This window comes from Lysinibacillus fusiformis (assembly GCF_003049525.1).
Taxonomy (GTDB): Bacteria; Bacillota; Bacilli; order Bacillales_A; family Planococcaceae; genus Lysinibacillus; species Lysinibacillus fusiformis.
In genome coordinates this window covers 1-19,065 of the sequence record NZ_PYWL01000006.1, presented here as the reverse complement: position 1 = coordinate 19,065, position 19,065 = coordinate 1, and the positions used below count along the sequence as shown (strand labels likewise).

Here is a 19,065-nt window from a genome sequence, read left to right as displayed (position 1 = left end):
GCAGCCTTATCGGGTTGCTGCTTTTTTTACATACCGTATGAAATTTTGACTAGCGATGCCATGTACCTCTTCCTCTGAAAAGCGAGTTCGTAATGCCTCTAATAAATTTTGAGCCTCTCCCGCATGAGCTAATCCTTTTACGGTCACATCTATGCCATCAAAATCTGAGCCCAACCCTATATGCTCGACACCTACTAAATTGGCGAAATGCTCCACATGATTTACCAATTGTTCTAGCGTTGCATCTTGACCACCAATAAAGAGTGGATAATAAACAACATGGATATGCCCTCCATATTTTACAAGGGCCTTCGCTTGTGCATCTGTTAAATTACGGGGATGATCACATAATGCTCGTGCATTACTATGACTAGCAATAATATGCTTTGCTAACGGTAACACATCCCAAAAGCTTTGTTCGTTTAGATGGGAGACATCAATAATAATATCACGGTCATTTAATAGTTGAATGACTTCTTTACCAAATGGCTTCAATCCAAGACTTGCATCTTGTTCCGCTCCATGGGCAACAGCATTTTCCTCATTCCACGTTAAACCGACTAATTTGACACCTGCATCAAGTACAGCAATTAGCTTTGTTAAATCATCGCCAATTGCGCTGCAACCTTCTAAGCTTAAGATAGCTCCTATTTCATGGGGAGCCAATTGCTCTAACTGTGCCCAATCTGTAATATGCACCATGCCCTCTGTTTGTAAAACATGGGTATGAAATGCTTCCATTTGGCGAATGACTTCAAGAAATTGTTGGTTTTGAGGGATCGCTGGGTCAATAAAGATGGCGAATACTTGAGCTTTTATTTGCCCTAACTGCAGTCTTTTTTGATTGACGTGTATACGCACATCCTCTGCAAAACTAGCCGCTTCAAGCGTTGTTAATTTCAAAAGTGCATCACAATGTAAATCAATAATGTTCATCTTCTCACCTCTACAGCTATTATACTGCTTTAGTAAGGAAAATACTTACTGATTTTTATCCTGTGGTGTATCAGAAGAACCAAATTCTTCAAGCTCTATAAAATCATCCGATCTTGGTGTTGAAGAAAGCACCTCCTCCTCCACTGGTCGTAAATTATCCTCTTTCTTTTCCGCATGCTCGACACATGTCAGAGCTTGTGGCATAGCCTCTAAACGTCCAATTGGAATCTCTTTACCACAGACAGTACATTCGCCATATGTTCCGTCAGCCATTGCTTGAAGAGCTTCTTTTATTTCCTCTGCATTGTCGCCACGATGCTCATCAATAGCCATTTCTGTAAGCTGATCCGTTAAATCACTGGCATTATCAGCTGGATGATTATCATAATTAGATAGCTCTGTCGCTTGGGGACGCTCTGATTCATCTATTCGCTTTTCGATTTCTTGTAATTCTTGCTCCAATTGTCTTTTTAATTTTTGCATAACTTGTTGATCCAAAAAAATCTCCTCCTTATGCTTTCATTTTTTCCTAATTTATTGTTTCTAAAACATCAGCATAAGGAAGGTTTATTTATTTACTCGTATAAGCTACGATTGCATCGTGTAAAAACTGTGCAGCTCCCACTACACTACGCTCGTCGTAATAAGCGGTGAAACGTTCATCTGCTATATACATTTGAGCGAGTCCTACATGTGCCTCTTTAGAATATTCTTTCCATGAAAAGCTCAACCATCGTTTATGGAGCTCTGCGACTTCCATTGCAATATCACTTGTTGCGTCTCCCAACCCCATTGCCTCTGTTAAACGTTCAAACATTTGCTGCTCCAATTGCTGCATTGCCTGAAATTGTTCCTCTGTCATATTCATAAGCTTAGCATTGGAAGCATCTACCGTTTTATCTCCATATTTGGCACGAATTTCTTGACCATATTTATTTTCATTATCCTCGATTAGCTTTTCTTTAAATCCATTAAATTTTTCTTCATTTGACATAGGTCTTTCCCCCTCAATTGATAATATCGTTTTTTCTACCGTCTGTAAGATCGTCTCAAGCTGTTCTTTTCGTTTAAGCAGAGCAGCTTTATGTGACTTTAGCGCCTCGGAATGTTGAAAATGAGGAGCTTGAATAATATCCTGAATAGTTGCTAGCTTCATATCCAATGCTCGGTAAAATAAAATCTGCTGCAGCAAATCGACTTCCGATTGACCGTAAAATCGATAGCTCGCCTCATTGGTTCTAGCTGGTTTCAGTAGCCCAATTTCATCATAATAACGCAGAGTTCTCGTGCTTACACCAGACAATTGGGCAAGTTCTTGAATTGTATATTCCATGTTTTCACCTCCATTACTGCTACTGTAAACTTTGACGCAACGTTAAGGTCAATAGGAAAAATAAATTTTTCCTCTTCCTATAATCATCCTCTCCGTTCATATAATTCCATAACTACCTATAAAACTATATTTTCCAACCGATATAAATAGTAAATATTTCACAGGAGGGTAATAGGATGAAATGTCCAAATTGTCAGCATGAGAATCTAAATGACAGTAAATTTTGCTCGGGTTGTGGTACTAAATTGACAAATACACCCTCAAAACAGGGTATCCCAACATGGGCCATTATCGTATTGTCCGTCTGTTTCATTGCAATTGGTGGGCTGGGCTATGCCTATTGGGATTTCTTCTCCAATAAAAAAAGTAATTCAGCCACTTACTCGGAAATAAATGACAATCAGAATTTAGAGACAAAGCAAGTTTCCTCTGAGGAACTGACGAAAAAGCAAGAAGCTCATGCACAGCAGGTTGATCGTGTCACTCTTATAAAGGAGATTCAGCAAAAGGTATTCACCATTCTAACTAACAATGCGCAAGGTTCCGGCTTCCTATATAAAAAAGGGGGGTATGTTATTACTAATGCGCATGTTGTCCAAGGTGAAGTCGAAGTAATGGTTCGAAATTCTATGGGTCAAGAATCACCTGGTACAGTAGTCGGTATATCTGATCGTTATGATATAGCTTTAATACATGTTCCTAGCTATCAAGAGACAGCACCATTAGATATTGAAACATCAGAATCACCTATTGGCTTAGAAGTCATTGCCTTTGGAAGTCCACAAGGCTTTGAAAATTCAGCCTCCATTGGCTATATAACAGGCAATAAACGGGATATGAAGCTTGAAAATTTTATATACAAACAAATATATCAGGTCGATGCACAAATTGATAAAGGTAGTAGTGGCGGTCCTTTGGTGGATGTTAATACAGGAAATGTAATTGGGATTAACTCCCTACTTTACACAACCGAAACAAGCACACACTTCGCCTTCTCTATCCCTCTTTACAGTATGGTAGACCAATTTGATGGATGGATTGCTCAGCCTCTTTCTGCAAATGAGGTTCGTTCTGTTGCTAATCTATACGATAGCAGTCAACAACCTGCTAGTCATACAGAAACTACTACTGAAGCAGAAAATTTGTTAGCAGGGCAATTCGTGCAGTCATTCCGCCTATACTATGAAATGGCCCTTAATGAGGGTGATTTTTATTGGATTGCCGATATGCTTGCACCTAGTAGTTCTGCTTATAAAGAACTAGAAAAATATATAAATGAAATTGCGTATCAGGGCAATTACTTCTATTTTACAAACAATGAAGTGCTTGATGTACAATATTCGAGTGGCCAATACTATGTTGATATGAATGAAACCTTTGATTTCTATGATGCCCAAGGTAATTATCAATTTTACAATCGGTATAAGACGTATACTGTAATCACAGATGAATATGGTGCTTATAAAATTGCCGCTATTAAAATTCACTAATAACGTCTGAAAGCCATCGAGAGTAACTTCTCGATGGCTTTCGTCTAAATTGCTATTGATATTTTCCATGCCACACTATTTGTCGATAATTTTCTTTATCCGTGTCACCCTCTGTATTAATTAATAATACTCTCGCATCTCTATTTAACTGTAACGTATCTTTTAATTGTCTGTAACGATCATTTGTTATGATTTCATAAAAACAACCAAATGGAGCTGCTCCCGATTCTCCTGCTACAATGCGTGTATCAGTGTTCAATGGATTACCAAGGATACGCATTCCTGTTGCTGCTACTTCTTCCCCACAGCTAATGCTTATTTTCGTATAGGCTTTTAACAGTTTCCACGCCTGAGGATTCGGTTCACCACACGCAAGCCCTGCCATTATCGTTTGCATGTCGCCGCCAACAGTTACAAATTCATTGGTACCCGCTTTAAAGCTTTTATAATAACAATTAGCTACATGTGGCTCCACTAAAACAATAGTCATTTCCTGCTCATAGTATTGTCTTAAAAAGGCAACTACTGCTGCTGCAAAAGACCCTACTCCAGCCTGTAAAAACACATGAGTCGGTGCTTGTTCTATCTCTTCAACAACCTCTTGTATTAGAGTTGTATAGCCCTGCATAATCCATAATGGGATTTTCTCATAGCCATCCCACATTGTATCCTGAATTAAAACCCAACCATGTTCTTCAGCTAGCTGAGAAGTATAACGAACAGTATCATCATAATTCATTGCGGTGATTTCAGCATAGGCTCCCTCATTGATAATGTTTTGTAATCGTTCCTTAGCGCTACCAGCAGGCATATAGATTCGTGCTTGAAAACCTAGCTCTCGAGCTGCCCAAGCTACCCCTCGACCATGGTTCCCATCAGTTGTTGAAATAAACGTTAACTCACCCAACTGATCTTTTAGTTCTGATGACTTTAATTGTTCATAGGAAAGATCTTCAATATCTTTATTGAGCATATTGGCAACATATTGTGCGATAGCATAAACGCCTCCTAGTACTTTAAAGGCATTCAAACCAAATCGAAACGATTCATCTTTTATCCAGATTTTTTCTACATCCATATAGGAAGCCAATGATGCTAAATGATGGAGTGGTGTCTTTTCAAACTTCTCATATGTACGTTGGAATTGACTAACTTTCTTTACTTGTTCTAGAGTAAAATTCGAAAGTAAGGCTGTTATTTGTTCGTCATTATCTTGCCCTACATAATGTTGATTAGGAACCCATTTTAATTTTTCACTCAAATCTATCCCCCCTCTCCCACATCTTAGTCTATCTCGCTAAAAAATACAAAATGCTCTTACGGAAATAAAAAAACTATACACTCATCTTATTTCGATGAATGTATAGCTTATCCATTAATTATTTCGTAAAGATTTCTTCTACTTGATCTAGCATAATATCAGCAGCTAGAATTCCTCCAGCTGTATTCCAAATGACATCATCTACTTTATGTGCATTGCCTTTTTGAACAGCAGAAAGGTTTTTCCAAAGAGGATCTTGTGTCCACTCTTGTTCAGTTGCTAATGCTGAATCATCACCAGTTGGCATGTATGTGAAGTAGAAAATAACATCCCCATCCATTTGAGGAATTACTTCTTTCCCTACCTCTACAGCTAAGTTTCCTAGCTTTGCATTATCTTTAAATAAATCTGCTTGCGCCGGAACACGTTTAAATCCTAACGCATCAAAAATAATACCTGAGAATGAATCTGTGTAATAGATACGAGATTTATCTGCCATAAAGCGGACAAATGAAACTTCTTGGTTTGTTTGATCACCAAGTTTTTCTTTTAACGCTTGTAGCTTATCATCGTAAGCTGTTAACACTTCTTTACCTTTTGTTTCTTGATTTACTGCTTTTGCGTATAACTGAAAGTTCTCTTTCCAATCACCACGTAATGTTTCAGAGAACACGGTTGGAGCAATTTTGCTAAGTTTCGCATAATCTTTTTCTTGTCGTAATTTATTACCAATGATTAAATCTGGTTTTAATGAAGCAATTTTTTCTAAATTAAGTTCATGTTCAATGCCGACTACTTCGACACCTTCCATCTGATCCTTAATATGATCATACCACGGATCACCTGTCCATGATTGTACCGCACCAACTGGCTTAATGCCTAACGCTAAAAGTGCCTCTGTTCCTTCATTTGTTAAAACAACAATGCGTTTTGGTGTGTCTTTTACTTCAGTTGTTCCCATAGCATGTTCTACACTGTAAGCATTGCTTTCTTTTGAACTTTCTTCTTTCTTATCATCGTTAGAATTACCGCATGCTGCCAAAACAAAAATAGCAACAATAGCTAGCAAAACTAAGAGTTTTTGAAATCCTTTTTGCACCTTTTCTTCCCCCATTGTATATGATAAAATGTTTAAGCATAATTGACGAGAATGAAAATCAGTTTCATTTGTCTCTTAGAACGTTACTAATCTTATTGTATGAGCTTATCAGTGTCAATACATATTTTAATAATTATGAAAGAAAAGAGTATAGTTTAAACATGATTTTAAAAAATAATTATTCTAAAACGTTGACTTTAATCGTAGGGGTTTTGCTACTACTTCTTTGCATGGGCATTAGTATTGTCTATGGCTATGCAAATACTTCTATCCAAACTACCCTTGAATCTTTTTTTCATTTTAACCATTCAAATGAGCATATCATTATTCAAAATGTTCGTATTCCAAGAGCACTTATAGCCAGTTGTGTTGGAGCATCGTTAGCGATTACGGGTGTGCTTATGCAAACTTTAACGAAAAATCCTTTAGCTTCTCCTGGAATATTAGGGATAAATGCTGGAGCAGGATTTGCCGTTGTCTTTGCCATGATTTTTTTCCATATTTCAGGTTTACAATCATTTGCATGGATCGCCTTTCTAGGTGCTGCCATCGCGGCACTAGCTGTTTATGCAATCAGTTTCTCCGGAAGAGATGCCGTAACACCCGTAAAAATTACTTTAGCAGGCGCTGCCATTAGTGCACTTTTTGCATCATTTACACAAGGGTTACTCGCTACAAATGAAGCAGAACTTGAGCAAGTATTGTTTTGGCTAGCTGGCTCTGTCCAAGGGCGTAAACTCGAAATTCTGATCTCAGTTCTCCCATATTTAATCATCGGGTGGATAGCTGCTCTAATCATTTCCCCTAAAATGAATACTCTTGCGCTAGGAGATGATGTGGCAAGAGGACTAGGATTACGTATAGGGTTAATGAAAATAATTGTAGGTTTGATTGTTATTTTTTTAGCAGGGGGTGCTGTTGCTATCGCTGGCCCCATCGGTTTTATTGGCATTGTAGTTCCCCATTTTGCGCGTAAGTTTGTCGGCACAGATCATCGATGGCTTATTCCTATGGCTGCCTTACTTGGAGGCATTTTATTATTGTTAGCGGATGTCGCAGCCCGATATATCATCATGCCACAAGAAGTACCAGTCGGAGTCATGACCGCAATGATTGGCGCGCCATTCTTTATTTACCTTGCGCGAAAAGGTGGAAAAAAATAATGAAAAACATACGAACAGTCCGTTTATTTCAGAAAAAAATATCATTTTTATTAGATGTACAAGCTATGAAAAAATTACTGGTGATTAGCTTTCTAACACTAGCGGTTTTCTTTCTTAGCGCATCATTCGGTGATTCTTTTATTAGTCCTATTAAAGTTGTACAAACTCTCTTCGGCCAAGGCTCTGATTTTGATCAGTTGATCATTATTGATTTTCGAATGCCCCGAATTTTTATGGCTATGTTTACTGGTATGGCGCTAGCTGTAGCAGGTGCTGTTTTACAAGGAATCATTAAAAATCCACTGGCCTCTCCTGATATTATTGGAATATCTGCTGGGGGCGGTGCAGCTGTTGTTGGTTTCTTAGCCATTTTCAGTGATTCTAATCACTCTTTAACAGTCAGTATAGAATGGATGCCATTAGCAGGTTTTATTGGTGCTACTGTAGTTGGGTGTTTGGTTTACCTATTTGCATGGAAAGATGGTGTTACGCCAAATCGTCTTGTTTTAATCGGTATTAGTGTATCCGCATTGATGCAAGCCATTACGACCATGCTAATGATTATTGGTCCTATCTATCAAGCAAGTGAAGCAAATAAGTGGATTACTGGGAGCGTCAAAAGCGCAGACTGGGATCAAGTTCAAATCGTTGTGCCCTTAATACTAGTACTCCTACTTGTCACGTTCTTTACTACACGTCAGTTAAATGTACAAGAATTAGGTGATGATACAGCGGCAGGATTAGGACAATCCGTTCAAAAAACTCGTCTATATTTAATTCTGTTATGTTGCTGCTTAGTAGCAAGTGCCATTTCCTTTGCGGGGGCAATTGGATTTGTAGGGTTGATGGCCCCTCATATCGCACGTCGTATCGTTGGTTCATCATTCGGAGTACTTGTGCCAACATCCGCAGCCATTGGAGCATTGCTCGTAATGGTTGCGGATATTATCGGTCGTACTGCGTTTAGCCCTTTAGAAGTGCCAGCTGGTGTCTTTACTGCTGCCATCGGTGCTCCTTATTTTATCTATTTATTATTTAGAAATCCTAATAAATAAAGGAGTTCATACATCATGACTGAATCCTTATTAACTAAATCCCTAACATTAAGTTATGGTGATTCCAATATTATCGAAGATCTCAATTTATCTATCCCTTTGAATGAAATTACTGTCTTAATTGGAGCGAACGGCTGTGGCAAATCTACACTTTTACGCTCTATTGCTCGATTATTAAAGCCCAAAAAGGGATCTGTGTTATTAGATGGCGAAGATATTTTTAAACTATCTACAAAGCAAGTAGCTAAAAACCTTTCTATACTTCCTCAATCACCAGTAGCACCAGAAGGCTTAACGGTTCTACAGCTCGTTAAACAAGGACGATTTCCTTATCAAAGTTGGCGCCAGCAATGGACGGAGAAGGACGAGGAAATTGTGATGAATGCCTTAAAAGCAACAGGTACGGAGCAATTACGAGATAGACCAGTGGATGAGCTATCAGGTGGGCAACGTCAACGTGCATGGATTGCTATGACACTTGCTCAAGATACAGATATTATTCTTTTAGATGAGCCTACAACCTATTTAGATCTAACTCATCAAATAGAAGTGTTAGATTTATTATTTGAATTAAATCAACAGCAAAAGCGAACAATTATTATGGTCTTACATGATATAAACCTCGCTTGTCGTTATGCCGATCATATCATTACTGTACGTGATCGAGGAGTTTACCGCCAAGGTAAGCCTGAAGAGATCATGACGACAGAATTAGTTAGCCATGTATTTGATCTTGAATGTCAAATGACATCAGATCCAATCTTTGGAACACCTTTATGTATTCCTTATGGTAAAGGACGAAATATTACGTAAGTCTTCAAAAAACAACAAGCCTTCGCCGATTGATTATCTGGCGAAGGCTTTCTTGTTACCTGTTCTTTTCCGTTCATAAAAAAAGTGCAGTAGATGTAAATTCATCTACTGCACTTAGTATGACCCGTACGGGATTCGAACCCGTGTTACCGCCGTGAAAGGGCGGTGTCTTAACCACTTGACCAACGGGCCAATGGCGGAGAAGGAGGGATTTGAACCCTCGCGCCGGTTACCCGACCTACACCCTTAGCAGGGGCGCCTCTTCAGCCTCTTGAGTACTTCCCCACACAAAAAAATGGCTCCGAAGGCAGGACTCGAACCTGCGACAACCTGATTAACAGTCAGGTGCTACTACCAACTGAGCTACTTCGGAATAAATAATGGGCCTAAATGGACTCGAACCATCGACCTCACGCTTATCAGGCGTGCGCTCTAACCAGCTGAGCTATAGGCCCTTGGAGCGGGTGATGAGAATCGAACTCACGACATCAGCTTGGAAGGCTGAGGTTTTACCATTAAACTACACCCGCATAAATGGTGGGTCAGGACGGAATCGAACCGCCGACACTTAGAGCTTCAATCTAATGCTCTACCAACTGAGCTACTGACCCATTTCGTCCATGCTAAGCTTGCTCACTTTTTGCTTCTCATGTCTATAAAAAAATGGCGGTCCCGACCGGGATCGAACCGGCGATCTCCTGCGTGACAGGCAGGCATGTTAACCGCTACACCACGGGACCATTTGGTTGCGGGGGCCGGATTTGAACCAACGACCTTCGGGTTATGAGCCCGACGAGCTACCACTGCTCCACCCCGCGATAATCTTATTGTCTTTTCGAGTTTTTAAAGCACCATTTATGAATAAAACTGGAGGAGGTAGAGGGATTCGAACCCCCGCGCGGTGTTACCCGCCTGTCGGTTTTCAAGACCGATCCCTTCAGCCAGACTTGGGTATACCTCCGTAATAATATATAAATGATGGACCTTGCAGGACTCGAACCTGCGACCGGACGGTTATGAGCCGTCTGCTCTAACCAACTGAGCTAAAGGTCCTTAAGATGGCGGCAGAGGGGATCGAACCCCCGACCTTACGGGTATGAACCGTACGCTCTAGCCAGCTGAGCTACGCCGCCAGGATCTTTATACTGGTTAATTACTATGGTGGAGCCTAGCGGGATCGAACCGCTGACCTCCTGCGTGCAAGGCAGGCGCTCTCCCAGCTGAGCTAAGGCCCCATAATATTTTTTGGAAATGGTCGGGAAGACAGGATTCGAACCTGCGACCCCTTGGTCCCAAACCAAGTGCTCTACCAAGCTGAGCTACTTCCCGTTCGTTTTATGGCGCGCCCGACAGGAGTCGAACCCATAACCTTCTGATCCGTAGTCAGACGCTCTATCCAATTGAGCTACGGGCGCATATAAAATGGTGCCGAGGACCGGAATCGAACCGGTACGGTAGTCACCTACCGCAGGATTTTAAGTCCTGTGCGTCTGCCAGTTCCGCCACCCCGGCACATTTGGAGCGGAAGACGAGGTTCGAACTCGCGACCCCCACCTTGGCAAGGTGGTGTTCTACCACTGAACTACTTCCGCATGTGCATAAGTTTTTTTATCTGGCATATTGAAAAATGGTGCGGGTGAAGGGAGTCGAACCCCCACGCCTTGCGGCGCTAGATCCTAAGTCTAGTGCGTCTGCCAATTCCGCCACACCCGCTTAATATGGTTGGTACTTAAATGGTGAGCCATGAAGGACTCGAACCTTCGACCCTCTGATTAAAAGTCAGATGCTCTACCAACTGAGCTAATGGCTCGTCTGAAATGGTGCCGGCTATAGGAATCGAACCCACGACCTACTGATTACAAGTCAGTTGCTCTACCTGCTGAGCTAAACCGGCAAATGATGGAGGATGACGGGCTCGAACCGCCGACCCTCTGCTTGTAAGGCAGATGCTCTCCCAGCTGAGCTAATCCTCCTGGGTATTATGCCTAGCGACGTCCTACTCTCACAGGGGGAAGCCCCCAACTACCATCGGCGCTAAAGAGCTTAACTTCCGTGTTCGGTATGGGAACGGGTGTGACCTCTTTGCCATCATCACTAGACTACTTTATTATGTATCTTGTTTTGAAGTTGTTTACCTGTCCTTCAAGACAAGAATTATTGTATAACGTTTTCTCATATTGTGCAATACTTTTTTATAAAAAAAAGAAATTATTACTTTTAAAAGATATTTTTGTTAAGAAAGAGAAAATATTGCCCTGCAAAATATTATATCAATAGTTGTTTCAAAAGAAAACAATTATTTTTCATCTATATATTTTCAGCTTATGATCTTGCTTAAAACTTGCTACTAAATAGTAGCAAGTTCCATAGTCAATCTATCAATTTCTTTAAATGTTGTTGAATCTCCGAAAGATATTCTAAAGAATTGCCGTGCCGCTTCCATTGAATAATTCATAGATAAAATGGCTTTTGTTCCAGATTCGCTATGAATATCACACGCACTTCCCGTTGATATACTGATCCCTGCCTCGTTTAATTTTAATAATACATATTGCCCCTCCACTTTACTCATCATGACACCACAAATATTTGGCAATTGCTGCTTACACTCTATTAGTCGAACTGTTTTTGGTAGACGACTTTTAAAATATCTTCTTAATTCCTCGTAATGCTGTCTTTCATAACTATTATTTTCAACCGCTGCCGCAAAGGAAACAATGGCAGGTGTATCTAAAGTTCCCCCTCTTAATCCTCTTTCATGAGTTACGCCTGGTGTCAGTGCTGGAACACGAATTGCAGGGTTTATATAAACAGCGCCGCAGCCCTTAGGTCCTCCTATTTTATGTGCTGAAATTGTCATAGCGTCTCCTCCTCTTGGTATAGTTAATTTCCCAAAGGATTGTACACAATCAATATGACAGTAAACAGCGGTTTCTTTTGCCGCTTCAATTATTTTTTCCACAGGTTGAATAGAACCAATTTCTGAATTTACATGTTGAATGGAAATTAATGCTGTATCTTTTCGAATAGCGAGTAGTAGTTGTTCTGAGTCAATACAACCATCCTTTTGCAACGGTAATTTTGTCACCTCAAAACCCATTTTCTCCAATGTATTCAAAGCTGCATGTACAGACGTATGTTCAGCTTGTGATGAAATAATATGTTTTCCTTTTTTAGAGGCAAATGCTAATGACAAAATGGCCATAATGTTTCCTTCCGTTCCGCTTCCAGTAAAGATAACGCCATCACTATTGACACCAAGTTCATTGGCTATAATTTCTCTTGATTGCTGGATAAAATAATACGCTTGTCCCCCTAAATCATGGAGACTTGAGCTATTTCCATAATAACGCTGTGCCACCTCTACATATGCTTCAAGCGCCTTCTTCGTCATTGGTGTTGTTGCTGCGTAATCCATGTAGATCATCGTATTCTTCCTCTCTCGTTCAACAGGTCTTGTTTTCTTTTTTATTTTATGTAAAGATAAGTGTCAAGACAACTGTAAAGAAGGTATAACTATGGATGTAAAGACAGACGTCCTTATAATTGGTAGTGGTATTGCAGCACTTCAGGCAGCTCTACTCCTCGAAGAACATTTTAAAATACAAATAGTTACAAAATCATCCGTCCATACGAGCAGTTCCTATCGTGCACAGGGTGGCATTGCCGTCGTGACAAGTGAGGAGGATCATATTGATTGCCATATTGCGGATACATTGAAGGCCGGAGAGTTTCATCATGAAGGTAGAAATGTCCAAACGCTCATAGAAGAAGGCACAAAAATAATGCGTAACTACCTTCAAGCTGAATTCCCCATTGATCGGAATAGCAATGGAGCTCCTGCTCTAGGTCTGGAGGGAGCACATAGCCATCATCGTATTCTCCATGCAGGTGGTGATCGTACTGGTCAAATTTTCATAGATTACTTGCTTCATAAACTTTCTCCTAATACAAAGGTAAATTGCTATGAAATGGCCTATGAACTTTTACTAAATACAAATGGTGACTGTGTAGGTGTACTTACAAAAGGAAGCGAAGGCACTAAACGCTACTTTGCCCATCATGTTATTTTAGCGACAGGTGGTGCAGGAGCACTTTATTCAAGTACATCTAATTACCCAACAAATACTGGTGATGGTATTGCTTTAGCCTTTCGAGCAGGAGCTGCCATCAGTGATATGGAATTTATGCAGTTTCATCCAAGTCTGCTTTGGTGTGAAAACGAGGCAAAAGGATTGATTTCTGAAGCGGTACGAGGAGCTGGTGGTATTTTTGTCGATGCCCAACGTCGTCCAATTATGAAGGGCATCCATGCACAACTTGATTTAGCGCCAAGACATATTACAGCACTCACATTATTTAAGAAACGGGCGGCTGGTGAGGAAACATTCCTTGATATATCCTCCATCCAAAATTTCGATGTAAAATTTCCATCAATCACACAGCTTTGCCGTAACAACCATATTGACTTACAAGATGGCCTGATTCCTGTTTCACCAGGTAGTCATTTTTTAATGGGCGGTATTATTGCTGATGATAAAGGCAGAACCACTATAGCCAACTTGTATGCTATCGGCGAAGTGGCCTGTACAGGTGTTCACGGAGCAAATCGTTTAGCTAGTAACTCCCTATTAGAAGGGATTACTTTTGGTCACAGAATGGCATATTTCATTATCCAACAAGGCTGTAGCCAAAAAGATTTCTTACTTGCTAGCGATAAAAATGTCGATTCAATGCCTTCATTATTTAGCAAACAACAATTACAGCAACATATGATGCAGTACTTAGGTATCGTTAGGAACGGTGACGATTTGCAATATTCCCTCCAGCAATTACCCTCTATACAAGCACTTCTCCATGCAAATTTAAAGGGTTTGCAACAGACTGAGCTGGAACTATATATGATGCATGTTGTCGCCACATTAATAACCCATGCGGCCATTACAAGAACTGAAACACGTGGAGCCCACATTCGTAGCGATAAACCCGCGATGGTAGCAAAGTGGGCAAACCGATGGATTATTTTTTCGCAAGGACAAATGAAAGTGAGGAATTCATTGTATGAATATCATCAAACTCGAGGAAATGCTCAAACAATTTTTTAATGAGGATATAGGTGATGGGGATTTATCGAGTGAATATATTTTTTCTCCTAAAGAGCAAGGAACTTTTTCATTTTATGCCAAAGAAAGTGGCATTTTTTGTGGCGCACCTATTATTGAGCATGGCTTTCACGTACTAGATCGGTCTATAAAAGTCAACCTTCCTAAAAAAGATGGGGAAGCCGTAGAGGCTGACGACGTCATTGCTATTATAGATGGCCCCTTACAAAAATTATTAATGGGAGAACGCGTAATTTTAAATCTTATACAACGGATGTCTGCAATAGCTACGGCGGCTCACCTAGCAGTACAGGAAATTGCAGGAACGAACACAAAAATATGTGATACCCGTAAAACGATTCCTGGTTTGCGTATGCTTGATAAATATGCTGTTCGAATCGGTGGTGCTTTTAACCATCGCAATGGCCTATTTGATGCAATCATGCTAAAGGATAATCATATTGCTTTTGCTGGTAGCATGACAAACGCCATTCAGGCTGCTAGAGAAAAAGTTGGTCATACCGTTAAAATTGAAGTGGAAATAGAAACAAAAAAACAGCTAGATGAAGCCATTTTAGCTGGAGCAGATATTATAATGTTTGATAATCGAAGTCCTGAAGAAATACGTGCATGGCTGCCTGCTGTTCCTTCTTCTATCACGACTGAAGCGTCAGGTGGCATTACTCTTGAAAATATAAGAGCTTATGCTCAAACTGGTATACAGTGGATTTCACTTGGTTCTCTAACCCACTCTGTCAAAGCCTTTGACATTAGCGCCCTTGTACAAATGAAAGGAGGCTATTCCATTGTCCATCACTAGTTTATTACAGCAGACGACGTTACTTCCTGAGCATTATCGAGCATTATCCGTAACGGAAATGGAATCTCGTATTTTATCCATCAAAAAGAAATTAGGATCTAAGCTTTTTATTCCGGGTCATCACTATCAAAAAGATGAAGTTATCCAATTTGCTGATGCAACGGGAGATTCCTTACAGCTAGCTCAATTATCTGCAGCAAACAAAGAGGCGGAGCACATCGTATTTTGTGGGGTACATTTTATGGCTGAAACTGCTGATATGCTAACATCAAAACAGCAACATGTATATTTACCAGATATGCGTGCAGGTTGCTCGATGGCTGACATGGCTGATATTTATCAAACTGAACAAGCATGGCCCATTTTACAGCAGCTCTTTGGTGATACGATCATTCCACTTACCTATGTTAATTCAACAGCCGCTATTAAAGCCTTTACAGGAAGACATGGTGGTGCATGTGTAACATCCTCTAATGCGAAAGAGCTTGTTCAGTGGGCATTTACACAAAAACAGCGTATCTTCTTTTTACCCGACCAACATTTAGGAAGAAATACTGCTTATGACTTAGGTGTTCCACTCGAGAATATGGCCGTTTGGAATCCGCATAAAAATATACTTGAAACTAAACAGCCTCTTGAGAACATCCAAGTTATTCTGTGGAAGGGTCATTGCTCTGTACATGAAGGATTTACAGTTCAACATACAGAGACTGTTCATAAGGAATATCCAGCCATGAAAATTATTGTTCACCCTGAATGTAGTCGTGAAGTTGTAGATGCGGCTGATGATGCTGGTTCAACTAAGTACATTATCGATACAATTAGTCAAGCACCTAGTGGATCTGCATGGGCAATAGGGACAGAAATGAATCTGGTCAATCGTATTATAAAGCAGCATCCAGATAAACAGATCATCTCTTTAAATGAAAACTTTTGTCCTTGCCTAACAATGAATCGCATTGATCTCCCCCATTTACTATGGTGCTTAGAAAGCATTGAACAAGGTCAACCACATAACCGTATTCAAGTGGATAGCCATACTAGCACTGAAGCTCTTAGTTCTCTGGAAAGAATGTTAGCAAGAAGATAAATTACGATTTTAAAGCAGAGATGTTGTAAAAAACAATATTTCTGCTTTTTATTTGCTCATAAAATTAAGTATCTGGTTACCTCCTGAAATTGACACTCATTTATTTTTTATGATAATGTCGATTTGGAGGTGATAAGAAATGTCTTTTCAATCGAAAAATATTTTCATTAATTTACCAGTAAAAAATGTAAACAAATCCACGTCATTTTTTAAGGAGTTAGGTTTTGAGTTCAATCAACAATTCAGTGATGAAACAACTTCCTCAATGATTATTAGCGAAAATATTTTTGCTTTACTAATGGTCGAAGATCGCTTCAAAGGATTTAGTAACAAGGAGATACCGGATACTACTGTTTCTGCCCAAGCAATTTTATGTCTATCTGCAGAAAATCGCGAGCAAGTAGATCAGCTAGTAAATAAGGCACTTGCCTCCGGGGGTAAACCTTATAGTGATCCACAGGATCATGGATTTATGTATGGCTGGGGTTTTCAAGATTTAGATGGGCATATTTGGGAAGTAGTTTATATGGATGAGCATGCAATGAATCAAGAGTAAATCGTTTATCTTATATTAGTTTTCTATAAAAAAACAGTAGACGCACATGCATCTACTGTTTTTTGTATGACCCGTACGGGATTCGAACCCGTGTTACCGCCGTGAAAGGGCGGTGTCTTAACCACTTGACCAACGGGCCAATGGCGGAGAAGGAGGGATTTGAACCCTCGCGCCGGTTACCCGACCTACACCCTTAGCAGGGGCGCCTCTTCAGCCTCTTGAGTACTTCCCCACACAAAAAAATGGCTCCGAAGGCAGGACTCGAACCTGCGACAACCTGATTAACAGTCAGGTGCTACTACCAACTGAGCTACTTCGGAATAAATAATGGGCCTAAATGGACTCGAACCATCGACCTCACGCTTATCAGGCGTGCGCTCTAACCAGCTGAGCTATAGGCCCTTGGAGCGGGTGATGAGAATCGAACTCACGACATCAGCTTGGAAGGCTGAGGTTTTACCATTAAACTACACCCGCATAAATGGTGGGTCAGGACGGAATCGAACCGCCGACACTTAGAGCTTCAATCTAATGCTCTACCAACTGAGCTACTGACCCATTTCGTCCATGCTAAGCTTGCTCACTTTTTGCTTCTCATGTCTATAAAAAAATGGCGGTCCCGACCGGGATCGAACCGGCGATCTCCTGCGTGACAGGCAGGCATGTTAACCGCTACACCACGGGACCATTTGGTTGCGGGGGCCGGATTTGAACCAACGACCTTCGGGTTATGAGCCCGACGAGCTACCACTGCTCCACCCCGCGATAATCTTATTGTCTTTTCGAGTTTTTAAAGCACCATTTATGAATAAAACTGGAGGAGGTAGAGGGATTCGAACCCCCGCGCGGTGTTACCCGCCTGTCGGTTTTCAAGACCGATCCCTTCAGCCAGACTTGGGTATACCTCCGTAATAATATATAAATGATGGACCTTGCAGGACTCGAACCTGCGACCGGACGGTTATGAGCCGTCTGCTCTAACCAACTGAGCTAAAGGTCCTTAAGATGGCGGCAGAGGGGATCGAACCCCCGACCTTACGGGTATGAACCGTACGCTCTAGCCAGCTGAGCTACGCCGCCAGGATCTTTATACTGGTTAATTACTATGGTGGAGCCTAGCGGGATCGAACCGCTGACCTCCTGCGTGCAAGGCAGGCGCTCTCCCAGCTGAGCTAAGGCCCCATAATATTTTTTGGAAATGGTCGGGAAGACAGGATTCGAACCTGCGACCCCTTGGTCCCAAACCAAGTGCTCTACCAAGCTGAGCTACTTCCCGTTCGTTTTATGGCGCGCCCGACAGGAGTCGAACCCATAACCTTCTGATCCGTAGTCAGACGCTCTATCCAATTGAGCTACGGGCGCATATAAAATGGTGCCGAGGACCGGAATCGAACCGGTACGGTAGTCACCTACCGCAGGATTTTAAGTCCTGTGCGTCTGCCAGTTCCGCCACCCCGGCACATTTGGAGCGGAAGACGAGGTTCGAACTCGCGACCCCCACCTTGGCAAGGTGGTGTTCTACCACTGAACTACTTCCGCATGTGCATAAGTTTTTTTATCTGGCATATTGAAAAATGGTGCGGGTGAAGGGAGTCGAACCCCCACGCCTTGCGGCGCTAGATCCTAAGTCTAGTGCGTCTGCCAATTCCGCCACACCCGCTTAATATGGTTGGTACTTAAATGGTGAGCCATGAAGGACTCGAACCTTCGACCCTCTGATTAAAAGTCAGATGCTCTACCAACTGAGCTAATGGCTCGTCTGAAATGGTGCCGGCTATAGGAATCGAACCCACGACCTACTGATTACAAGTCAGTTGCTCTACCTGCTGAGCTAAACCGGCAAATGATGGAGGATGACGGGCTCGAACCGCCGACCCTCTGCTTGTAAGGCAGATGCTCTCCCAGCTGAGCTAATCCTCCTGGGTATTATGCCTAGCGACGTCCTACTCTCACAGGGGGAAGCCCCCAACTACCATCGGCGCTAAAGAGCTTAACTTCCGTGTTCGGTATGGGAACGGGTGTGACCTCTTTGCCATCATCACTAGACTATAGTCGGCTTTCAATATACATCGCATTTCTTCGTCAGCTGCTGTCGTTCAGTCAGTCACGTACTTGAGTACGCTCCTTCCCTCTCTCTATTGCTTCCTCGAACTACTCGTATCTTGAAACCCTTCATAAAAGAAATTATTCTTTCAAAACTGGATAAACGGTTCATTGAAGGTTTCAAACTTTTTTGGTTAAGTCCTCGATCGATTAGTATTCGTCAGCTCCATGTGTCACCACACTTCCACCTCGAACCTATCTACCTCATCGTCTTTGAGGGATCTTACTTACTTGCGTAATGGGA

General features: G+C 41.3%; 14 protein-coding genes, 40 tRNA genes and 3 rRNA genes. 8 read left to right on the top strand and 49 right to left on the bottom strand.

Going from position 1 to position 19,065, the window contains the following annotated elements; genetic code table 11:
* Positions 1 to 6 precede the first annotated feature (6 nt).
* From C9J29_RS14665 to C9J29_RS14655, 3 genes are all read right to left on the bottom strand, one after another.
* A complete protein-coding gene (locus C9J29_RS14665) occupies positions 7 to 936 on the bottom strand; it encodes a dipeptidase (RefSeq protein WP_008180338.1) in 930 nt (309 codons plus the stop codon).
* 45 nt (positions 937 to 981) lie between these two features.
* Complete coding sequence (locus C9J29_RS14660; protein WP_089985576.1) at positions 982 to 1,434, bottom strand: TraR/DksA C4-type zinc finger protein; 453 nt, start codon at positions 1,432 to 1,434, stop codon at positions 982 to 984.
* A 73-nt stretch (positions 1,435 to 1,507) separates the two neighbouring features.
* On the bottom strand, positions 1,508 to 2,269 hold the full coding sequence (locus tag C9J29_RS14655; RefSeq protein ID WP_089985573.1) for a MerR family transcriptional regulator: 762 nt from the start codon (positions 2,267 to 2,269) through the stop codon (positions 1,508 to 1,510).
* Between the two features lie 176 nt (positions 2,270 to 2,445).
* Here C9J29_RS14655 and C9J29_RS14650 point away from each other — a divergent pair, with 176 nt between their 5' ends.
* A complete protein-coding gene (locus C9J29_RS14650) occupies positions 2,446 to 3,759 on the top strand; it encodes a trypsin-like peptidase domain-containing protein (protein WP_107922368.1) in 1,314 nt (437 codons plus the stop codon).
* Positions 3,760 to 3,811: 52 nt separating this feature from the next.
* Here C9J29_RS14650 and C9J29_RS14645 read toward each other — a convergent pair whose 3' ends face one another.
* Both C9J29_RS14645 and C9J29_RS14640 read right to left on the bottom strand, forming a co-directional pair.
* The gene (locus C9J29_RS14645) at positions 3,812 to 5,020 is read right to left on the bottom strand and encodes a diaminopropionate ammonia-lyase (protein ID WP_008180332.1); all 1,209 of its coding nucleotides are present in this window, start codon (positions 5,018 to 5,020) and stop codon (positions 3,812 to 3,814) included.
* A gap of 118 nt (positions 5,021 to 5,138) precedes the next feature.
* Entirely contained in the window at positions 5,139 to 6,134 is a 996-nt protein-coding gene (locus C9J29_RS14640) for an ABC transporter substrate-binding protein (protein WP_107922367.1), read from the bottom strand.
* 146 nt (positions 6,135 to 6,280) lie between these two features.
* Here C9J29_RS14640 and C9J29_RS14635 point away from each other — a divergent pair, with 146 nt between their 5' ends.
* The 3 genes from C9J29_RS14635 to C9J29_RS14625 are packed head-to-tail and all read left to right on the top strand — an operon-like array spanning position 6,281 to position 9,150.
* Positions 6,281 to 7,282 (top strand): FecCD family ABC transporter permease, encoded by a 1,002-nt coding sequence (locus C9J29_RS14635; protein WP_089985571.1) that lies wholly within the window; start codon positions 6,281 to 6,283, stop codon positions 7,280 to 7,282.
* On the top strand, positions 7,282 to 8,337 hold the full coding sequence (locus tag C9J29_RS14630) for a FecCD family ABC transporter permease (protein ID WP_008180327.1): 1,056 nt from the start codon (positions 7,282 to 7,284) through the stop codon (positions 8,335 to 8,337). The genes C9J29_RS14635 and C9J29_RS14630 overlap by 1 nt, the downstream gene beginning before the upstream one ends.
* 15 nt (positions 8,338 to 8,352) lie before the next feature.
* Positions 8,353 to 9,150 carry an ABC transporter ATP-binding protein gene (locus tag C9J29_RS14625; protein WP_008180325.1) on the top strand — a complete coding sequence of 266 codons (798 nt, stop codon included), beginning with the start codon at positions 8,353 to 8,355 and terminating at the stop codon, positions 9,148 to 9,150.
* 120 nt (positions 9,151 to 9,270) lie between these two features.
* Here the strand turns inward: C9J29_RS14625 and C9J29_RS14620 are convergent.
* The 22 genes from C9J29_RS14620 to C9J29_RS14515 all read right to left on the bottom strand — a co-directional run bounded on the left by C9J29_RS14620 (position 9,271) and on the right by C9J29_RS14515 (position 12,568).
* Positions 9,271 to 9,342, bottom strand: a tRNA-Glu gene (locus C9J29_RS14620).
* Positions 9,343 to 9,344: 2 nt separating this feature from the next.
* Positions 9,345 to 9,435: transfer RNA gene (locus C9J29_RS14615), tRNA-Ser, on the bottom strand.
* An 11-nt stretch (positions 9,436 to 9,446) separates the two neighbouring features.
* A tRNA-Asn gene (locus C9J29_RS14610) sits at positions 9,447 to 9,523 on the bottom strand.
* Between the two features lie 8 nt (positions 9,524 to 9,531).
* Positions 9,532 to 9,605, bottom strand: a tRNA-Ile gene (locus tag C9J29_RS14605).
* 1 nt (position 9,606) lies between these two features.
* Positions 9,607 to 9,680: transfer RNA gene (locus C9J29_RS14600), tRNA-Gly, on the bottom strand.
* 5 nt (positions 9,681 to 9,685) lie between these two features.
* A tRNA-Phe gene (locus tag C9J29_RS14595) sits at positions 9,686 to 9,761 on the bottom strand.
* Positions 9,762 to 9,814: 53 nt separating this feature from the next.
* Positions 9,815 to 9,890, bottom strand: a tRNA-Asp gene (locus C9J29_RS14590).
* A 3-nt stretch (positions 9,891 to 9,893) separates the two neighbouring features.
* Positions 9,894 to 9,968, bottom strand: a tRNA-Met gene (locus C9J29_RS14585).
* Between the two features lie 50 nt (positions 9,969 to 10,018).
* A tRNA-Ser gene (locus tag C9J29_RS14580) sits at positions 10,019 to 10,111 on the bottom strand.
* A gap of 18 nt (positions 10,112 to 10,129) precedes the next feature.
* Positions 10,130 to 10,203: transfer RNA gene (locus C9J29_RS14575), tRNA-Ile, on the bottom strand.
* 6 nt (positions 10,204 to 10,209) lie between these two features.
* A tRNA-Met gene (locus tag C9J29_RS14570) sits at positions 10,210 to 10,283 on the bottom strand.
* 26 nt (positions 10,284 to 10,309) lie between these two features.
* Positions 10,310 to 10,385: transfer RNA gene (locus tag C9J29_RS14565), tRNA-Ala, on the bottom strand.
* Between the two features lie 17 nt (positions 10,386 to 10,402).
* Positions 10,403 to 10,479 (bottom strand) — tRNA-Pro (locus tag C9J29_RS14560).
* Positions 10,480 to 10,488: 9 nt separating this feature from the next.
* A tRNA-Arg gene (locus tag C9J29_RS14555) sits at positions 10,489 to 10,565 on the bottom strand.
* Between the two features lie 8 nt (positions 10,566 to 10,573).
* Positions 10,574 to 10,662, bottom strand: a tRNA-Leu gene (locus C9J29_RS14550).
* Positions 10,663 to 10,667: 5 nt separating this feature from the next.
* Positions 10,668 to 10,742, bottom strand: a tRNA-Gly gene (locus tag C9J29_RS14545).
* Between the two features lie 36 nt (positions 10,743 to 10,778).
* Positions 10,779 to 10,863: transfer RNA gene (locus tag C9J29_RS14540), tRNA-Leu, on the bottom strand.
* A gap of 21 nt (positions 10,864 to 10,884) precedes the next feature.
* A tRNA-Lys gene (locus tag C9J29_RS14535) sits at positions 10,885 to 10,960 on the bottom strand.
* An 8-nt stretch (positions 10,961 to 10,968) separates the two neighbouring features.
* A tRNA-Thr gene (locus C9J29_RS14530) sits at positions 10,969 to 11,044 on the bottom strand.
* Positions 11,045 to 11,050: 6 nt separating this feature from the next.
* Positions 11,051 to 11,123: transfer RNA gene (locus C9J29_RS14525), tRNA-Val, on the bottom strand.
* A 10-nt stretch (positions 11,124 to 11,133) separates the two neighbouring features.
* Positions 11,134 to 11,249 (bottom strand): 5S ribosomal RNA (rrf, locus tag C9J29_RS14520).
* Between the two features lie 248 nt (positions 11,250 to 11,497).
* On the bottom strand, positions 11,498 to 12,568 hold the full coding sequence (locus tag C9J29_RS14515) for a cysteine desulfurase family protein (protein WP_107922405.1): 1,071 nt from the start codon (positions 12,566 to 12,568) through the stop codon (positions 11,498 to 11,500).
* A 100-nt stretch (positions 12,569 to 12,668) separates the two neighbouring features.
* Here C9J29_RS14515 and nadB point away from each other — a divergent pair, with 100 nt between their 5' ends.
* From nadB to C9J29_RS14495, 4 genes are all read left to right on the top strand, one after another.
* Positions 12,669 to 14,255, top strand: coding sequence for an L-aspartate oxidase (gene nadB / locus C9J29_RS14510; RefSeq protein WP_107922366.1), 1,587 nt, complete (start codon positions 12,669 to 12,671; stop codon positions 14,253 to 14,255).
* The gene (nadC, locus tag C9J29_RS14505; RefSeq protein ID WP_107922365.1) at positions 14,212 to 15,072 is read left to right on the top strand and encodes a carboxylating nicotinate-nucleotide diphosphorylase; all 861 of its coding nucleotides are present in this window, start codon (positions 14,212 to 14,214) and stop codon (positions 15,070 to 15,072) included. Before nadB ends, nadC begins: the two co-directional genes overlap by 44 nt.
* A complete protein-coding gene (nadA, locus tag C9J29_RS14500) occupies positions 15,059 to 16,162 on the top strand; it encodes a quinolinate synthase NadA (RefSeq protein WP_107922364.1) in 1,104 nt (367 codons plus the stop codon). The genes nadC and nadA overlap by 14 nt, the downstream gene beginning before the upstream one ends.
* Before the next feature lie 139 nt (positions 16,163 to 16,301).
* On the top strand, positions 16,302 to 16,718 hold the full coding sequence (locus C9J29_RS14495; protein ID WP_008181739.1) for a VOC family protein: 417 nt from the start codon (positions 16,302 to 16,304) through the stop codon (positions 16,716 to 16,718).
* Between the two features lie 67 nt (positions 16,719 to 16,785).
* Here C9J29_RS14495 and C9J29_RS14490 read toward each other — a convergent pair.
* The 22 genes from C9J29_RS14490 to C9J29_RS14385 all read right to left on the bottom strand — a co-directional run.
* A tRNA-Glu gene (locus tag C9J29_RS14490) sits at positions 16,786 to 16,857 on the bottom strand.
* 2 nt (positions 16,858 to 16,859) lie between these two features.
* Positions 16,860 to 16,950, bottom strand: a tRNA-Ser gene (locus tag C9J29_RS14485).
* Positions 16,951 to 16,961: 11 nt separating this feature from the next.
* A tRNA-Asn gene (locus C9J29_RS14480) sits at positions 16,962 to 17,038 on the bottom strand.
* Between the two features lie 8 nt (positions 17,039 to 17,046).
* Positions 17,047 to 17,120, bottom strand: a tRNA-Ile gene (locus tag C9J29_RS14475).
* Position 17,121: 1 nt separating this feature from the next.
* A tRNA-Gly gene (locus C9J29_RS14470) sits at positions 17,122 to 17,195 on the bottom strand.
* A 5-nt stretch (positions 17,196 to 17,200) separates the two neighbouring features.
* Positions 17,201 to 17,276, bottom strand: a tRNA-Phe gene (locus C9J29_RS14465).
* Between the two features lie 53 nt (positions 17,277 to 17,329).
* Positions 17,330 to 17,405: transfer RNA gene (locus C9J29_RS14460), tRNA-Asp, on the bottom strand.
* A 3-nt stretch (positions 17,406 to 17,408) separates the two neighbouring features.
* Positions 17,409 to 17,483: transfer RNA gene (locus C9J29_RS14455), tRNA-Met, on the bottom strand.
* A gap of 50 nt (positions 17,484 to 17,533) precedes the next feature.
* Positions 17,534 to 17,626 (bottom strand) — tRNA-Ser (locus C9J29_RS14450).
* 18 nt (positions 17,627 to 17,644) lie between these two features.
* A tRNA-Ile gene (locus C9J29_RS14445) sits at positions 17,645 to 17,718 on the bottom strand.
* A 6-nt stretch (positions 17,719 to 17,724) separates the two neighbouring features.
* Positions 17,725 to 17,798: transfer RNA gene (locus C9J29_RS14440), tRNA-Met, on the bottom strand.
* A gap of 26 nt (positions 17,799 to 17,824) precedes the next feature.
* A tRNA-Ala gene (locus tag C9J29_RS14435) sits at positions 17,825 to 17,900 on the bottom strand.
* 17 nt (positions 17,901 to 17,917) lie between these two features.
* Positions 17,918 to 17,994, bottom strand: a tRNA-Pro gene (locus tag C9J29_RS14430).
* Positions 17,995 to 18,003: 9 nt separating this feature from the next.
* Positions 18,004 to 18,080 (bottom strand) — tRNA-Arg (locus tag C9J29_RS14425).
* 8 nt (positions 18,081 to 18,088) lie between these two features.
* A tRNA-Leu gene (locus C9J29_RS14420) sits at positions 18,089 to 18,177 on the bottom strand.
* A 5-nt stretch (positions 18,178 to 18,182) separates the two neighbouring features.
* A tRNA-Gly gene (locus C9J29_RS14415) sits at positions 18,183 to 18,257 on the bottom strand.
* A gap of 36 nt (positions 18,258 to 18,293) precedes the next feature.
* Positions 18,294 to 18,378, bottom strand: a tRNA-Leu gene (locus tag C9J29_RS14410).
* A gap of 21 nt (positions 18,379 to 18,399) precedes the next feature.
* A tRNA-Lys gene (locus tag C9J29_RS14405) sits at positions 18,400 to 18,475 on the bottom strand.
* 8 nt (positions 18,476 to 18,483) lie between these two features.
* Positions 18,484 to 18,559, bottom strand: a tRNA-Thr gene (locus tag C9J29_RS14400).
* Positions 18,560 to 18,565: 6 nt separating this feature from the next.
* Positions 18,566 to 18,638 (bottom strand) — tRNA-Val (locus tag C9J29_RS14395).
* Between the two features lie 10 nt (positions 18,639 to 18,648).
* A 5S ribosomal RNA gene (rrf, locus tag C9J29_RS14390) occupies positions 18,649 to 18,764 on the bottom strand.
* A 187-nt stretch (positions 18,765 to 18,951) separates the two neighbouring features.
* Positions 18,952 to 19,065 (bottom strand): 23S ribosomal RNA (locus C9J29_RS14385); the annotation flags it as partial.

Coding starts and splice junctions, on each gene's coding strand:
- C9J29_RS14665 (WP_008180338.1), bottom strand. CDS start 936: ATGAACATTATTGATTTACATTGTGATGCACTTTTGAAATTAACAACG.
- C9J29_RS14655 (WP_089985573.1), bottom strand. CDS start 2,269: ATGGAATATACAATTCAAGAACTTGCCCAATTGTCTGGTGTAAGCACG.
- C9J29_RS14650 (WP_107922368.1), top strand. CDS start 2,446: ATGAAATGTCCAAATTGTCAGCATGAGAATCTAAATGACAGTAAATTT.
- C9J29_RS14640 (WP_107922367.1), bottom strand. CDS start 6,134: ATGGGGGAAGAAAAGGTGCAAAAAGGATTTCAAAAACTCTTAGTTTTG.
- C9J29_RS14635 (WP_089985571.1), top strand. CDS start 6,281: ATGATTTTAAAAAATAATTATTCTAAAACGTTGACTTTAATCGTAGGG.
- C9J29_RS14630 (WP_008180327.1), top strand. CDS start 7,282: ATGAAAAACATACGAACAGTCCGTTTATTTCAGAAAAAAATATCATTT.
- C9J29_RS14625 (WP_008180325.1), top strand. CDS start 8,353: ATGACTGAATCCTTATTAACTAAATCCCTAACATTAAGTTATGGTGAT.
- C9J29_RS14515 (WP_107922405.1), bottom strand. CDS start 12,568: ATGGATTACGCAGCAACAACACCAATGACGAAGAAGGCGCTTGAAGCA.
- nadB (WP_107922366.1), top strand. CDS start 12,669: ATGGATGTAAAGACAGACGTCCTTATAATTGGTAGTGGTATTGCAGCA.
- nadC (WP_107922365.1), top strand. CDS start 14,212: ATGAATATCATCAAACTCGAGGAAATGCTCAAACAATTTTTTAATGAG.
- C9J29_RS14495 (WP_008181739.1), top strand. CDS start 16,302: ATGTCTTTTCAATCGAAAAATATTTTCATTAATTTACCAGTAAAAAAT.